The organism is Bacillus sp. OTU530 (assembly GCF_038440375.1).
The window spans coordinates 160,039-175,853 of record NZ_JASATP010000003.1 but is presented as its reverse complement, the minus strand read 5'-3'; the positions used below and the strand labels follow the sequence as shown (position 1 = coordinate 175,853).

Here is a 15,815-nt window from a genome sequence, read left to right as displayed (position 1 = left end):
CAACAAGAAACGAGCAAAAAGCCCTGTCTTGTGAGACAGAGCTTTCCCTTATTCGGCAGAAATAATAAATGAATATAGTGGTTGATTCCCTTTATAAACCTCTACCTCTACATCCTCAAATGTAGCCTCAATAAAAGATTGCAGCTCCTCCACTTGTTCATCGGATGCATCTTCCCCCTGCAAAATTGTCACAATTTCATCGTCTTCAGTAACCATATGCGCCAGAAGCTTCTTCGCTGCTTCCACTTTATCACCAGCCGCGGCAACAATTGTTCCTTCTGCAATCCCCATATAGTCATCCTTCTTAATGTCAACGCCGTCTATCTGTGTATCGCGCACAGCATACGTCACCTGACCCGTTTTCACAGAAGAAAGGGCTGCTTTCATATTGCTTGCATTCTCTTCAAGCGTAAGCGCAGGATTAAACGCAAGCACAGCTGCCATTCCTTGAGGAACCGTTTTTGATGGCACAACAACAGCATGCTCCCCGACGACTGACGCAGCCTGCTGTGCAGCCATAACGATATTCCCATTATTCGGCAAGAGTATTACCTGCTCTGCATTTGCCTCTTCAATCGCTTTTACAATATCCTCTGTGCTCGGATTCATTGTTTGGCCGCCCTCAATTACTTGAACCGCACCCATGCTTTCAAACAGCTCTTTAATCCCTGAGCCCATCGCAACTGTGACAATGCCGTACGGCTGCTTTTGCGCTTCGTTCTTTGCCGGTACTACCGCATGCGCCGCACTCTCACCATGCAATAAATGCGTATGCTGCTCGCGCATATTTTCAATTTTAATTTTGATTAAACTGCCGTAGCGCTGCCCATAGTTCATGGCATCTCCCGGATGCTCTGCATGAATATGAACCTTAACGAGTTCATCATCTGCCACGACGAGCAATGAATCACCGTACGCACTCATATCCTCACGAAACTTTTGCTCAGAAAATGGATGTTCTTTTATCTTTTTTGGATCAAGCTTCACCATAAATTCCGTGCAATAGCCGTATTCAATATCTGCTGTGCTGAGTTGGCTTTGGACAGTACGATGATGCTCTGCCTGCACCATATCCTCTATAGATGCTATCGGCTCTTTTACTGCAATGACTTCTCCCTTTAATTCGGCTAAAAAGCCCTCATATACAATGCAAAGCCCTTTCCCACCGCTGTCGACAACCCCGACTTGTTTTAATACTGGCAAAAGATCCGGGGTACGGTTTAAAGATGCGTTTGCTTCCTGGACAATTTCCTCCATAAACGACATGAAATCCGTTTGCCTTTTCGCTGCTGTCACCGCTCTTTTCGCAGTATCTTTTGCCACTGTTAAAATTGTACCTTCAATCGGCTTCATCACCGCTTTGTAGGCTGTTTCCACACCAGCCTCAAGCCCTTGGGCAAAATCTGCTGTTGTCAACATTTCCTTTTGTTCGATTGCCTTTGCAAACCCGCGGAACAATTGGGATAAAATAACACCAGAGTTCCCGCGCGCCCCCATTAGCAGCCCCTTTGCGAGACTCGCTCCAACCTTCCCGGCGTGATCGGAAACATTCCCTTGCACTTCCTTTGCTCCCGATGTCATAGACAAGTTCATGTTTGTACCCGTATCACCGTCTGGAACAGGAAAAACGTTTAGCGAATCTACAAGTTTCACATTGTTTGTTAAGTTTGTCGCGCCTTGTAAAATCATTTGTGCTAAACGCTTTCCATCAATTTGTTTTATGGACACAGACCTTCCTCCTTATTGCACCTTACAAGTTCGTTACTTTAACTCCTTGCACGTAAATATTTACCGAATCCACAGCCAATCCGACAGTTTGATTTAGCGTGTATTTCACTTTTGTTTGCACATTATGGGCTACCTCTGAGATTTTCGTACCGTAGCTCACGATAATATACATGTCAATATGTACTTCACCGTTCTCATCACGAACAACCACACCGCGCGTAAAGTTCTCTCTTCGCAAAATATCCGTTAACCCATCTTTGAGCTGATTCTTGGAAGCCATTCCTACAATCCCGTAACAATCTACTGCAGCACCTCCGGCGATTGTTGCGATTACATCCGTACTAATATCGATTTGTCCATATTCCGTCTTCATTTCAATTGACATATGGTTTCCCCCTTTGGAAATATTCAAAGCGAGTTGAACTGCTTATTTCTATCATATACGCTTTTCAGGGAAAATGCTATTTCCCGTTTACGTTGCTACCTTTTCTTACAGCGTAGGAAAGTATGAATTTCCGGCTGAAAGCAAATTCAGCGTAGTCCGAAATTTTAAGAATACACAAAATTGCCCATCGTTATTATACAACATTTGGCAAGATGTTATGTCAAGGAATTTTTCTTGATTTCTTTTTTGAACACTGTTGCATTCTAATTATACTTGTGTTAAATTATAGTAGTGTTTTTGGGGCTAAAACCGCCCTTAAGCCCTTGAAAAATAAGGTACGTTATGGTAGTTAGGAGGGAAATATAGATGGCTCGTGTTTGTGCAATCACAGGTAGAAAAGCTCGTTCTGGTAACTCACGTTCTCACGCTATGAACGCAACTAAGCGCAAATGGGGTGCTAACCTTCAAAAAGTTCGCATCGTCGTTAACGGTAAAGTAAAGCGTGTGTACGTTTCTGCTAGAGCATTAAAATCCGGCAAAATCGAACGCGTTTAATCATAAAAGAGTCCAAATTGGGCTCTTTTTGCATTTTAGTCATAAAAGCGGACAAGGCCCGCTTTTATGGCAGCGTAGGGGTGAGCCGGAGTAAAAGGCGCTTTTTGCCTTTTGCGGAGGTTCAGCCCTACGCTGCCATTTTGGGCCTTGGGAGTTAGACATCACCCCGAAAAGTTATACTTTCTTTATATGTAAAAGGCAAAAAGCACCGATTTCGGTGCTCCTTAACCCTTCTTAAAGGTATTTAACATCGCTCTTACAAGACCACCTAGGAATTTTGGCAACTTAATTGTATAAAATCTCATGGTTTCCCTCCTAATCCCCATTACTCCAAATCTCTTTGTAATATATTCATAAGTGCAAAAAGCGTTTCTTTAATCCCTGCTTCTTACCACCATTAATATGCCCGACTGAAAAGAAAAAGTACCTTTTTCCTCGACGAGTTCATTGCTCACACAGAGTGTCGATCCCCAACGAATCGTTTCGTTTTCAAGCGGATATTTGAAGCCGCTCAGAGCAATGCCCGTGACTATTTCAGTCATCGGCAGGAAGGAGATATAAGGAAACAACTCGTTGCTCTCAATTATATATATGCCTGGTGTTTGTATAGATATTTCATTTTTATGATCAATAATTGTAATGGGAATTCCCTGATCCATCCCTCGTACCAGCATTTGTACATTTGCAAACGCATGGTCAAGACGCCCTCCTGTCGCTCCAAAAATCCGAATGCTGTTCGGCCGTTGCTCGAGCGCCCAACGAAGCGCCAGCTCCAAATCGGTTTCATCTTTTTCCTTCGGCATAATATGAAGATCATGCTTTTGCCACTGCATCCATTCCAGCTCTTCTTCTGTTACAGAGTCATAGTCGCCAAATGCTGCAGCCGGTACAATGCCGCGCTTTAATAAGTAATATACGCCGCGGTCTGTCGCGGCCCAAACAACCTGCTCATCCTCATATTGTGAAAAATCCGGATGATGATCTAGCGGTCCGCCTGCTAAAATATGAACAATCATTTTCTAAACCTCCTATATATATAGCATTTTCTAGATGTTTTTTAGCTATATCATCCTCATTGCAGTAAAGAAAATTCTCGGATTAGCGAAGATAGAGGCATGGTCGCACTTACGCTTCATTCTTAAAATTTCCTACTACGTCGAATTGGCATCCAGCTAGAAATTTATACTTTCTTAAAGTGTTACAAAAACAGCTGTCCCTATTACAGGACAGCTGTTTTTGCGTATAAGACTTATTATTCTCCGCGAATGACTCGAATTGCCTGCGCACGATCTTTTTCATTATAGATAGCAGACCCCGCAACAAGAACATTTGCACCCGCCTCAACACAAAGTCGCGCTGTTTCTGCGTTTACACCGCCATCGACCTCAATGTCCACCTGCAAGCCGCGCTCACGTACCATACGTGACACTTCTTGAATTTTTGGCAATACGGCATGAATAAATGATTGTCCGCCAAATCCAGGGTTCACTGTCATTAGCAGCACCATATCAATATCCTCTAGCACATGCTGGATTGCGGAAACAGGCGTGTGTGGATTTAACACGACACCCGCTTTAATGCCAAAGGATCGAATCAATTGAATTGTCCGATGCAAATGCGGACATGCCTCCACATGAACCGTAATAATGTCTGCTCCTGCTTTTGCAAACTCCGGAATATATCTATCCGGCTGTTCAATCATCAAATGCACATCAAGCGTCAGCGAAGTAATCGGACGAACCGCTTCCACGATTAACGGACCAATTGTAATGTTCGGCACGAAATGCCCGTCCATTACATCCACATGAATATAATCTGCTCCCCCTTTTTCAACATCCTTGATTTCCTCTCCCAGCCTTGCAAAATCTGCTGACAGAATAGATGGCGCAATTTTAATCATCATTAGTACCTCGGCTTTCTATCTCTAATTTCCTGAACAAATTCCACATAATGATCATAGCGGTAGCGGGCAATTGCGCCCTCGTCTACCGCTGTTTTCACTGCGCATTTTGGTTCAGCTATATGTGTACAACCTCTAAACTTACAATATTGACTTTGTTCTTTTAACTCAGGGAAGCAATTTGTTGCGTCCTCTACCTCAATATCAATAAAATCAAGGGAGCTAAAGCCGGGCGTATCAGCAACAAGACCATCACCGACCTCAATCAGCTCTACATGTCTTGTCGTATGCTTCCCACGACCTAAGTGAGCGGAAATACCGCTCGTTTTCAGTTCCAGTTCCGGACGAAGCAAATTCAAAAGTGTCGATTTTCCAACTCCAGATTGACCGGCAATAACCGATACTCGTCCATCTAAAAAGGGGCGCAGCCTGTCCACACTCTCCGCTGCGGTTTTCGAGGTAAACATCACCTCATACCCAATTTCCCTGTAATTGTGTGCGAATGCCTCCACTCGTTTTCTTGTGTCATCATCCGCTAAATCCATTTTGCTAATACAAATAATTGGCGTAATGGCATTATACTCAATCAGCATAAGAAAACGGTCTAACAGAAGTGAACTAAAGCTCGGCTCAACTGCGGAAAATACAAGAATAGCTTGATCAATGTTTGCAATTGGCGGTCTGACAAGCTCATTTTTTCGTTCTAACACTTCTAATATATAACCATCCGTATTGTTCTCTGCCTGAAACACAACTTCATCGCCAACAAGAGGGTTCACTTTATTCTTCCGGAACACTCCTCTTCCACGGCATTGCGTAATACCTTCTTCGTGTGCCACGTAATAAAATCCGCTTAAAGCCTTGATGATTTTTCCAGCTGGCATACACTCACTCCTTGTTCCACTAATCAGCCGGGTATGGAATTTCTTTTTCTACAATGGTTGTTCCATCACGCACAATTTTATAGCGAGCGCTTTTTTCATACTCGATCAAAAGATCGATAGAAATCGTAGTCGTCGCTGTAATTGTCCTCGTTTCAACCGGTCTTTCCATAGTATGCTCCGCATCCTCTTTATAAATTTCAACAGTTTGCGGCTTAGGCGACTCTTGAGCAGGCGTCTCAGTCCCAGACCCAGCTGGCCCAGACTCAGCAGACTCAGATTCAGCAGGCGCAGACTCGGCAGGCTTAGATTCGGCAGGCTTAGATTCGGCAGGCTTAGATTCAGCAGACTTAGATTCAGCAGGTTCATATGGGATGGTGATATTACTAATTGTTACCGTCTTGCGCGGTTTCTCTTTTGCGCCAGCGGAAATTACAATAGAAATTTTATCTCCCTCTTTTAAAAGTGTGCCTGCCTTTGGATCCTGTGAAATTACCATTCCTTTTTCTACCTTATCAGAGTAATCTTGCTTAAATTCGGTAACAAGATTTTTCTCGGAAGCATAGTTATTCACACTGCTTTCTGTCCAACCGGTAAAATCAGCTACTGCCATTCTTTTCGGACCTTCACTAATCCAAATGCGCACTTCCTGCTCCTTCTCAATGATAGAATCTCCGGCCTTCGGAAATTGATCGAGAATTTGCCCCTTAGCTTGCTCGCTTTCCGTATAGTATGTAACCACATTCGCATATTGTGCTGCCAATGATGCCTTTATACTATCATATTGAAGACCAATAAGCTGCTGCATCTCCTTCTTTTTCTTGCCACCCGACTTAAAAATTGTAATCTTTGTATTTTCTTTAACAATCTTTCCCGCTTCAGGACTTGTCTTAATCGTATCACCCTCCGCAACCTCGTCGCTGTAAATAATTTGCGGTGACGTGACATCAAACCCTTTTGCTACTAGGGTTGTTACTGCTTCTTCATACGGCTTGCCCGTAACGTCAGGAACCGCCACTTCCTTTGGAGCAAAGAGTTTAGGAACGACCGTGACCGCAAACGCCCCTCCTAAGCCTAGAAGTAAAACCAAGGTAAGGAGAACCTGCCACACCTTTTTCTTCTTTTTCACTTTCTTCGGCTGTTCTTCCGGCTCTGACTCTGGCTCTTTCTTTGCCTGCTCCCACTTCCCGCTCATAATGATCGTTTCATCACTAGCACTTTCCTGAAATGCTTCTTGACGGATAATCGGGATTGCTTTTGTTGCTTCCATATCGTCTGGGATAGAGAATCTCTCTTCATTCGCCCGCTCCGGATATAATGCCGTCATAATATCTTCTTTCATTTCATTCACAGAGTCATATCGATGAAAGGGATCTTTTGAAGTTGCTTTTAAAATGATATTTTCCACACTTTGTGGGATATCCGGATTCCAGCGCTTCGGTGACGGCGTTTCGTTTTGTAAATGTTTAAGCGCAATCGATACTGCCGACTCTCCGGAAAATGGCGGACGGCCGGTCAATAGTTCGAACATGACAATGCCGAGTGAGTAAATGTCAGACTTTTTATTCGCAATGCCTCCTCGTGCCTGCTCAGGCGATAGATAATGAACAGAGCCAAGCACAGAGTTCGTATGTGTAATTGTTGTAGCACTCGTCGCAGTGGCAATCCCAAAATCAGTGACCTTTACGAGACCATCGTCGCGAATTAAGATGTTTTGCGGCTTAATATCCCGATGAACAATTTCAAAATGGTGCGCATGCGCCATCGCTGACGTAAGCTGCTCCATAATATCAAGAGATTCTCTGACCGAGAGCATCCCCTGCTGTTGTATGTATTGCTTTAAGGTTTGACCGGGAACGTATTCCATAACAAGATAATAAATTCCATCCTCTTCTCCAACATCATAAATATTTACGACATTTGGATGAGACAATGAGGTGACAGATTGTGCTTCTCGGTGGAAACGCTTAATAAACTCCTCGTTATTCGAATAATCTAAACGAAGAACTTTTACTGCCACCTCTCGGTCCAAAATAACGTCATGAGCCAAATATACATTGGCCATGCCGCCTCCCCCAATTACTTTCAACAGCTTGTAACGGTCATTGAGACGTTTTCCAATCATCACGTTCCCCCTCACCTGCTTCCATCTGACGAATCGGTATAGTGAACGATTACAAGCGTAATATTATCCTCTCCACCACCGTCATTGGCGAGTTGGATGAGCTGCTCGCCCTTTTTCTCGATTTCTCCATCAGCATGCAAAATATGCTTGAGTTGCTCGTGGGAGACTTTGTTGGACAAACCGTCTGAACAAAGAAGCATTTGGTCTCCTTGCTCAAGCACCAATGTCTTCACATCTAAATCAACAGTCTGTTCCGTTCCAAGCGCACGCAGCAGCACATTTTTTTTCGGGTGGGACTCGGCATCCTCCTTCGTAATCTCTCCATGCCGAACGAGCTCATTTACGAGGGAATGATCTTCCGTTACTAAAGAGAGTTCATCCTCAGATAGAATATAGCAGCGACTATCTCCAATATGGCCAATTGTAACAAACTGGCTTGTACAAAGCGCTGCGACAATCGTCGTTCCCATACCTTGACACTCTTCATGGCTTTCAGCATATTTGTACAAACGCTCATTAATGATGTGAACATGATCTCTCAGCCAGCTCTCCATCTTTTTCGGCGTATCCATGTTGTACGTTTGCTTCCAATAATCATAAAACAGCTGGATGGTCATCGAGCTGGCTACATCGCCTGCCCGATGACCTCCCATCCCGTCTGCTACAATGGCTAAAATGTCACCGTCTAAATTTTGAAACACTCCGGCACAATCTTCGTTATGCGGGCGAACTTTTCCCCGGTCGGATAGAAAAACGGTCTTCATTTTGTCACCTCGTCTCCTCTTTACGCTCCTTTGCTCGCAATTGTCCGCAGGCCGCATCAATATCATGGCCCTGCTCACGGCGAATCGTTACGTTCACTCCATGGTTTTTCAAGATTTTTTCAAAGCGAAAGATTTGCTCACGCGGCGTTCTTACATAATTCCGCTCAGGCACGTAATTAACTGGAATCAGGTTAATATGACATCTTAAACCTTTTACAAGCTTAGCCAATTCTTCTGCATGCTCATCCTGATCATTCTCTCCCCCGAACAATCCATATTCAAAGGTAATGCGGCGGCCTGTTTTTTCTGTGTAGTGCTTGACTGCTTCAATCAGGTCCGGCAATTTATATGCCCGATTAATTGGCATGAGCTTAGAACGAAGCTCCGTATTTGGCGCATGCAATGAAATCGCAAAATTGATTTGTAAATCCTCTTCTGCAAATTTATAAATTTTCGGGATAATTCCGCTCGTTGATACCGTAATATGACGCGCCCCAATATGAAGGCCCTTATCATGATTCATAATACGCAAAAACGACATAAGATGATCGTAGTTGTCAAATGGCTCGCCGATTCCCATTACAACGATTGAGCTGACACGCTCCTCTGTCTCATCGAGTGCCCGCTGCACCTCAACAACCTGCGCTACGATTTCCCCTGCCTCTAGGTTCCGCTTCAGCCCGCCAAGCGTAGAAGCACAAAATGTACAGCCAATGCGGCAGCCGACCTGTGTTGTCACACAAATGGAGTTGCCATACTCGTGTCTCATGAGCACCGTTTCAATCGAATAACCGTCATGCAGCTCAAACAAAAACTTAATCGTTCCATCAGAGGACGTTTGCTTCACTAACGTTTTTAATGTGGTGATGCCAAAAGAATTCGACAATTTCTCACGCAATCCTTTTGAAATGTTCGACATTTCTTCAAAAGATATCGCACGTTTTTTATAAAGCCAATCGTAAATTTGTCCAGCGCGGAATTTCGGCTCTCCTTGCTCCTTGATCCATTGCTCTAACTCATGCAGCTGCAAGGAATAAATGGACGGCTTGTTTTCTTGTTTTGTTTCTTTCTTCGCTACTGTTGTTTCCATGTTGTTACACCTTCCTTCGCAAACAAGCAATATAAAATCCGTCTGTCGCAAAGTAATGCGGCAAAATTTGCACCTGCCCATCATGCGTATACGGTTCTAATGCCTTTGGAAGCCTTTCTTTCATTGAAATATCCCACTCAAACTCCGGATGGGATTGTAGAAATTGCTGCATTACATTCTCATTTTCTGTTTTCTCAATTGTACACGTACTATATACAAGACGTCCTCCCCGTTTTAAAAGAGGCGCCACCTCATGTAAAATTGCAAGCTGGATATGGGAGAGCCTTTCGCTATCCTCTGGCTGCTTGCCAAGCTTTATGTCCGGCTTTCTGCGAATTACGCCAAAGCCTGAGCACGGTGCATCAACTAAAATTTTATCAAAGCTCTCTGGACGGAAAGCTTCCCCAACCTTTCTTGCATCCATCGCTTTTGTGTCGACGTTGGCTAAGCCAAGACGAGATGCCTGCTGCCGGATGAGCTTCACCTTATGGGGATGCAAATCGAGGGAAAGCACACGCCCTGTTCCATGCAATCTTTCCGCAATATGTGTTGTTTTCCCGCCAGGCGCCGCGCAGCTATCTAGCACATCATCCCCTTGCTCAGGTCCAAGAGCGCGAGCCACAAGCATGGAACTTTCATCCTGGATAGATAAAAATCCGTCCTGAAAGGCGCGTGTATGGGCGACATTGCCCTTCTCAATCAAAATAGCATCCTCCGCCAATTCCCCGCGCCGTGCCTCAACACCTTCTTCCTTCAGCCTGACGAGTGCCTCCTCTACCGTTGTTTTACTCACATTCACCCGTGCGGTCGGTACAGGCGGCAGCATATTTACTTCACACATTTTTCTCGCTGCGTCTATGCCATACTCCTCGATCCATTCCTGCACGAGCCATTTTGGATGACTTGTCTCCACCGCAAGGCGCTCGGCCGGATCACTAATCGTTTCAAGCGAAGGAACACCTTGGCGCTGCACAGAACGGAGCACACCGTTTACTAAAGAAGCAATCCCTTGATGCCCTCGCTTCTTCGCAATCTCTACCGCTTCATGAATCACTGCATGAGGTGGTACTCTATCTAAAAACAGCATTTGATATAAGGATAAGCGAAGAAGGATTTTGACCCACTGCTCTGGCTTTTTTTTCAAAAACGGCTGCAAATAAAAATCTAGCGCTTCTCGTCTTTGGATCGTGCCGTAAACAATTTCTGTCAAGAGGCCTGTATCCTTTCCCTCCATCTTATTCTTTTCAATTAAGCTGTTAAGCAAGAGGTTGCTGTAGGCTCCGCTTTTTTCAACCTGCAGCAGCCCCTCTAACGCGAGCTCACGAACGTTTTTTTTCATTCTTCCGCTCCTAACTGGATACCTGTTTGCAGCTTCATGCCGCGCAAAAACTCAGTACCGCTCATCCGCTTCTTGCCGGCAGGCTGCAAATCTGTAATTTTAATTGCCGTTTCATTACCAGTCGCAACAACAAAGCCATCAGCTTCAATGGATAAGATCATTCCCGGTTCATTTCTTGAAGCATGAATCTTCTCTCCCCACCATACTTTAACCACTTGGCCTTGCAATGTTGTATACGCAACCGGCCACGGATGCATGCCGCGAATATGGTTATAAATCTCTTCTCCAGATTTGGACCAATCGATTTTCTCCTGCTCCCGTTTAATATTGTACGCAAATGTTGCGTGTTCTTCATCCTGCTTAGCTGGAGTAATCTTTCCATCCAATAATAAAGGTATCGTATTGGATAAAAGCTCCGCGCCAGCAACACTTAGTTTATCATGCAGCGTGCCAACCGTATCACGCTCTTCAATCGGTACCTCTACCTGAGTTAACATATCGCCGGCATCCAATTTTTCTACCATATACATAATCGTAACGCCTGTTTTTTCTTTTCCTTGTATAATCGAATAGTGGATCGGTGCGCCGCCGCGCAGCTCCGGCAGTAAGGAGGCATGCACATTAATACAACCGTGTGCAGGCGCCTCTAAAAGCTCTTTTGGCAAAATTTGTCCAAAAGCCGCTGTTACAACTAAATCCGGCTGTAATGCCATCACCTTTTCATATTCCTCTTTCTCTCGGATTCTCTGCGGCTGCAGTACCAAAATCCCGTGCTTTTCAGCCTCTACCTTCACTGGCGGCGGCGTAAGCACCTTTTTTCTGCCGACCGGCCGATCTGGCTGTGTGACAACTCCTATTACCTCATAGCCGTCTTTAATAATTTGACGCAAAACAGGAACAGAGAAATCAGGCGTTCCCATAAATACTACCTTTACCATTTGTTTATTCTCTCCTTATGCCTCTTCTAGCTCACCCGGCTCGTAATAACGCGTCACCTTAGACGTAAACAATACGCCATTTAGATGATCAATTTCATGCTGAATCGCACGTGCCAAAAATTCTCTTGCCTCTAACAGAAACACTTTTCCCTTACGATTTTGCGCCCGTACCTTCACATAATCGGCGCGCTTGACCTCCCCAAACACATCCGGAAAGCTTAAGCATCCCTCGGGGCCCACCTGTTCGCCGCGTGCCTCTAAAATGACTGGATTAATTAACTCAATACGGCCATGCTTGTCTCCAACATCGACGATTGCCACTTGCTTTAATACGCCGACCTGCGGCGCCGCAAGACCAACACCGTCAGCCTCAAGCATCGTCTCATACATATCGTTTAACAGCTTCACTAATTTTTTATCAAAATCCAAAACGCGGTTACATGCTGTTTCAAGAACCTCGTTCGGATGCGTTACAATTTGTAAAATGGTCATGCCTGTCCTCCGCTACATTAACATAGTTGGGTTGAAATCAATCGAAATTTGCAAATCCTTGCCTAGCTCCGCTTGATAATGCTCGTTCACTAGACGCAATACATGCTTTAAGTTCGGTTCCCGCTTGTATTTTATCATGCATTGATAGCGATATCTATCTTTTATCCTCGGGATCGATGACGCTGCAGGTCCTAAAATAATGGTCTCCGGAGCGCAATGCTGCCGTAAAAAGGAGACAATTTTTTCGGTTACCTGGACGGCTTTTAATAGTTCCGGATGAGAAACCGTCACAAGCGTCAAGTAGTAATACGGCGGATATTGGCCGTTTTTGCGCATATACATTTCCCGTTCAAAAAATACGTCATACTCCTGCTGCTTCGCAAGCTCCACACTATAATGCTCCGGCGTGTACGTTTGAATGACAACCTCGCCCGGCAAATGATGGCGTCCAGCGCGGCCGCTTACTTGCGTGAGCAGCTGGTACGTTTTTTCACTTGCCCGAAAATCCGGTAAGTGCAGCATCGTATCCGCCGTCAATACCCCTACAAGCGTTACGTGCGGAAAATCAAGCCCCTTGGCAATCATTTGCGTTCCAAGTAAAATATCTGCCTTTCCTTCTCCAAATGCGCCCAGCAGCTTTTCGTGCGCACCTTTTCGGCTCGTTGTATCTACATCCATCCGAATGACACGCGCCTCGGGAAAAAGCCGCGTCAGCTCCTCCTCGACCTTTTGCGTTCCCGTTCCGAAAAAACGGATATAGGTGCTGCTGCATGCTGGACATTCATTTGGCATCGGCTCTTCATAATTACAATAATGGCATTTCAGCCTTTGGTTCATCCGGTGGTAGGTTAAGGAAATATCACAATGCGGGCATTGCAGTACATATCCGCAATCGCGGCACATAACAAATGTAGAATGGCCGCGTCGGTTGAGAAATAGTACCGTCTGCTCCCCTCGCTCGAGACGCTGCAAAATTTTCTCATGAAGCAAACGGGAAAACATAGAACGGTTTCCCTCGCGCAATTCTTCGCGCATGTCAATAATATCAACAGCAGGCAACGCCCTCTCGTTCATTCGCTTTTTCATCGTGAGCAGCTGATACACGCCCTTTTTCGCACGCGCAAAGGATTCGAGCGTCGGCGTTGCACTGCCGAGCACAATCGGACAATTGTGGTATCGTCCGCGCCACACGGCAACCTCCCGCGCGTGATAACGCGGGTTATCCTCTTGCTTATAGCTTGATTCATGCTCCTCATCAATAATAATAATCCCAAGGTTTTCAAACGGTGCGAACACAGCGGAGCGCGCGCCCACAACAACACGCACTTCTTTTCGAAGAATCTTTCTCCATTCATCATACTTCTCCCCGACAGAGAGCGCACTGTGAAGCACAGCAACCTGAGAACCGAACCGTCCCTTAAAACGGTGTACCATTTGCGGTGTTAACGAGATTTCGGGTACGAGTACAATCGCTTCCTTTCCCTGCTTTAACACCTCTTCAATCGATTGTAAATACACCTCTGTTTTCCCGCTTCCCGTCACCCCATACATCAAAAAGACATCATGACGGTTTTGCTGCACGCTTGATAAAATAGGCGTAATCACCTGCTGCTGCTCCTCTGTAAGCGGTAGCGGCTTTGTCCGCGCAAAGCTTTCGTCGTCGTACGGGTTACGGTAGATTTCTACATATGTCTCATGCAGCAGTCCCTTTTTCACAAGCGCCTTCACAGGACCGTCTGTAATGCCTAGCTCATCCTTTAGTTCCTTCAACGGAACCGATCGATAGTTTTCAAGAAAATAATATAAAACATCCTGCTGCTTCCCATTTCGTAACGAAGCAGCTTCCTTTTCAAGCTCCTCCTCAGGAGGAATCGGGCGAATCACTTTTTGTTTTTTCTTTTGAACGCGGTCCTTGATTTTATATACAAGTTCAATGGTACCAGCGGCAATGCTTTCCCGCACATTTTTGTATAGATTCGGCTGTTTCTCTAGCTCCTCCCAATCTAACGTTTCCTTCCCTCGAAATAGCAGCTGCACCTCTTCTGGTACATTCCCTTTTAGGAGGAGCTGTTTCTTATAAGAGGCTTTAATCGCTGTAGGCAGCATCGCCTGAAAAGCGGAAATAGTAAAGCAAAGTGTTTCGTCCGTCAGCCAAAAACCTAGACTGAGCAGCTCTTCGTTTAGTACAGGTGTTACATCCAGCAGGTCTGCCAACTCTTTTATTTTTTGTACATCAACATCAACTGTATCCTTGACCGCGATCACAAATCCTTGCAGCTTGCGCGGACCAAAGGGAACCGCCACACGCATACCTGGGACAACAAGATCCTCCCAGCGCTCCGGAATCAAATAATCGAACGGGCGATCCGTCTGGCGCGCCGGTACGTCTACGATAACACTTGCGATCCTCATAGAGTACCCTCAAATAACAACTGCACTTCCTCTAAAATACGATGTGCCACTTCTGCTTTTGATAGAAGCGGCAGGGGAATTACATCACCGCTCTGTTTATACATCGTGACAATATTTGTATCCGTGCCAAAGCCTGCTCCTTCTGCTTTGACATCGTTCGCAACAATCATATCCAAATTTTTCGTCTCTAGCTTTTGCTGAGCGTAATACGCTACATCCACTGTTTCAGCGGCAAAACCGATGAGCAATTGCTGCTCCTTTTTCTCACCGAGCGTTTTTAAAATATCTGTGGTCCGCTCCAGCTCAAGAACAAGCTCGCCGGCTCGCTTCTTCATTTTCTCGCTATGTACAGTTTTTGGACGATAATCCGCAACGGCGGCTGTTTTAATTACAACGTCCATATCCGGATATCGCGAGAGTACAGCTTCAAGCATGTCCTGTGCTGATTCAACCCGCACGACCTTCGCGCCGGATGGGACCTGTAAATCCGTCGGTCCTGTTACAAGCGTCACATCCGCCCCCATCTTAATGGCCTCCTGGACAATTGCATAGCCCATTTTTCCAGAAGAAAAGTTACTTAAATAACGCACTGGGTCAATCCTTTCCCGCGTAGGTCCAGCTGTAACAAGGATTTTCTTTCCTGCGAGCAGCTGCTTTTCCTGCCAAAATTCCTTCAGCAATGCTATAATCGTTTCCGGCTCCTCCAAACGTCCCTTTGCTACATAACCGCAAGCTAAAAAGCCTTCGCCCGGCTCAATGAAATGATACCCAAAGCGTTGCAGCGTCAGCATATTTTGCTGCACTGCCGCGTGCTCATACATATGCACATTCATCGCAGGCGCGATCCACACAGGTGCTGTCGCTGCTAAAAGGGTTGTTGTGATCATATCATCCGCAATACCATTCGCCAGCTTACCAATTGTATTGGCAGTTGCCGGTGCTACTAAAATCACATCTGCCCAATCCGCTAAATCAATATGAGAAATCACAGAAGGGTCCTTTTCTGCAAACGTGTCTGTATACACCTCATGGCGGGATAACGCCTGAAACGTGAGCGGTGTTACAAATTTACATGCGGATGCACTCATGATGACCTTGACAATCGCACCCTCCTGCACTAGCTTGCTTGTTAAAGCCGCAGCTTTAAAGACGGCAATGCCTCCCGTTACGCATAGCAAAACATGTTTTCCCTTCATTGTGCCCTTG

The 15,815-nt window shown here is 45.4% G+C and carries 15 protein-coding genes; 1 reads left to right on the top strand and 14 read right to left on the bottom strand.

Going from position 1 to position 15,815, the window contains the following annotated elements; genetic code table 11:
- Positions 1 to 48 precede the first annotated feature (48 nt).
- Positions 49 to 1,728 (bottom strand): DAK2 domain-containing protein, encoded by a 1,680-nt coding sequence (locus tag AAHB12_RS03395; protein WP_342044299.1) that lies wholly within the window; start codon positions 1,726 to 1,728, stop codon positions 49 to 51.
- 22 nt (positions 1,729 to 1,750) lie between these two features.
- Positions 1,751 to 2,113 carry an Asp23/Gls24 family envelope stress response protein gene (locus AAHB12_RS03390; RefSeq protein ID WP_129726808.1) on the bottom strand — a complete coding sequence of 121 codons (363 nt, stop codon included), beginning with the start codon at positions 2,111 to 2,113 and terminating at the stop codon, positions 1,751 to 1,753.
- Positions 2,114 to 2,479: 366 nt separating this feature from the next.
- On the opposite strand from AAHB12_RS03390, the gene rpmB reads away from it, so the two are divergent.
- Positions 2,480 to 2,668 (top strand): 50S ribosomal protein L28, encoded by a 189-nt coding sequence (gene rpmB, locus AAHB12_RS03385; RefSeq protein WP_129726809.1) that lies wholly within the window; start codon positions 2,480 to 2,482, stop codon positions 2,666 to 2,668.
- 224 nt (positions 2,669 to 2,892) lie between these two features.
- On the opposite strand, the gene spoVM is transcribed toward rpmB, so the two are convergent.
- From spoVM to coaBC, 12 genes are all read right to left on the bottom strand, one after another.
- Positions 2,893 to 2,973, bottom strand: coding sequence for a stage V sporulation protein SpoVM (spoVM, locus tag AAHB12_RS03380; RefSeq protein ID WP_034670092.1), 81 nt, complete (start codon positions 2,971 to 2,973; stop codon positions 2,893 to 2,895).
- Positions 2,974 to 3,042: 69 nt separating this feature from the next.
- Positions 3,043 to 3,684, bottom strand: a complete 642-nt coding sequence (locus AAHB12_RS03375) for a thiamine diphosphokinase (protein WP_129726810.1) — start codon at positions 3,682 to 3,684, stop codon at positions 3,043 to 3,045.
- 236 nt (positions 3,685 to 3,920) lie between these two features.
- The gene (gene rpe, locus AAHB12_RS03370; protein WP_342044330.1) at positions 3,921 to 4,568 is read right to left on the bottom strand and encodes a ribulose-phosphate 3-epimerase; all 648 of its coding nucleotides are present in this window, start codon (positions 4,566 to 4,568) and stop codon (positions 3,921 to 3,923) included.
- A gap of 2 nt (positions 4,569 to 4,570) precedes the next feature.
- Positions 4,571 to 5,452 (bottom strand): ribosome small subunit-dependent GTPase A, encoded by an 882-nt coding sequence (rsgA, locus tag AAHB12_RS03365; RefSeq protein ID WP_342044298.1) that lies wholly within the window; start codon positions 5,450 to 5,452, stop codon positions 4,571 to 4,573.
- 19 nt (positions 5,453 to 5,471) lie between these two features.
- On the bottom strand, positions 5,472 to 7,577 hold the full coding sequence (pknB, locus tag AAHB12_RS03355) for a Stk1 family PASTA domain-containing Ser/Thr kinase (RefSeq protein WP_446715509.1): 2,106 nt from the start codon (positions 7,575 to 7,577) through the stop codon (positions 5,472 to 5,474).
- An 8-nt stretch (positions 7,578 to 7,585) separates the two neighbouring features.
- Positions 7,586 to 8,338, bottom strand: a complete 753-nt coding sequence (locus AAHB12_RS03350; RefSeq protein ID WP_342044297.1) for a Stp1/IreP family PP2C-type Ser/Thr phosphatase — start codon at positions 8,336 to 8,338, stop codon at positions 7,586 to 7,588.
- 4 nt (positions 8,339 to 8,342) lie between these two features.
- The gene (gene rlmN, locus AAHB12_RS03345; RefSeq protein ID WP_342044296.1) at positions 8,343 to 9,428 is read right to left on the bottom strand and encodes a 23S rRNA (adenine(2503)-C(2))-methyltransferase RlmN; all 1,086 of its coding nucleotides are present in this window, start codon (positions 9,426 to 9,428) and stop codon (positions 8,343 to 8,345) included.
- Between the two features lie 4 nt (positions 9,429 to 9,432).
- The gene (gene rsmB / locus AAHB12_RS03340; RefSeq protein WP_342044295.1) at positions 9,433 to 10,767 is read right to left on the bottom strand and encodes a 16S rRNA (cytosine(967)-C(5))-methyltransferase RsmB; all 1,335 of its coding nucleotides are present in this window, start codon (positions 10,765 to 10,767) and stop codon (positions 9,433 to 9,435) included.
- A complete protein-coding gene (fmt, locus tag AAHB12_RS03335; protein WP_342044294.1) occupies positions 10,764 to 11,705 on the bottom strand; it encodes a methionyl-tRNA formyltransferase in 942 nt (313 codons plus the stop codon). Before fmt ends, rsmB begins: the two co-directional genes overlap by 4 nt.
- Before the next feature lie 15 nt (positions 11,706 to 11,720).
- A complete protein-coding gene (gene def, locus AAHB12_RS03330; protein ID WP_129726817.1) occupies positions 11,721 to 12,197 on the bottom strand; it encodes a peptide deformylase in 477 nt (158 codons plus the stop codon).
- Positions 12,198 to 12,209: 12 nt separating this feature from the next.
- Complete coding sequence (gene priA, locus AAHB12_RS03325) at positions 12,210 to 14,609, bottom strand: primosomal protein N' (RefSeq protein WP_129726818.1); 2,400 nt, start codon at positions 14,607 to 14,609, stop codon at positions 12,210 to 12,212.
- A complete protein-coding gene (gene coaBC / locus AAHB12_RS03320) occupies positions 14,606 to 15,805 on the bottom strand; it encodes a bifunctional phosphopantothenoylcysteine decarboxylase/phosphopantothenate--cysteine ligase CoaBC (protein ID WP_129726819.1) in 1,200 nt (399 codons plus the stop codon). The genes priA and coaBC overlap by 4 nt, the downstream gene beginning before the upstream one ends.
- Positions 15,806 to 15,815 lie beyond the last annotated feature (10 nt).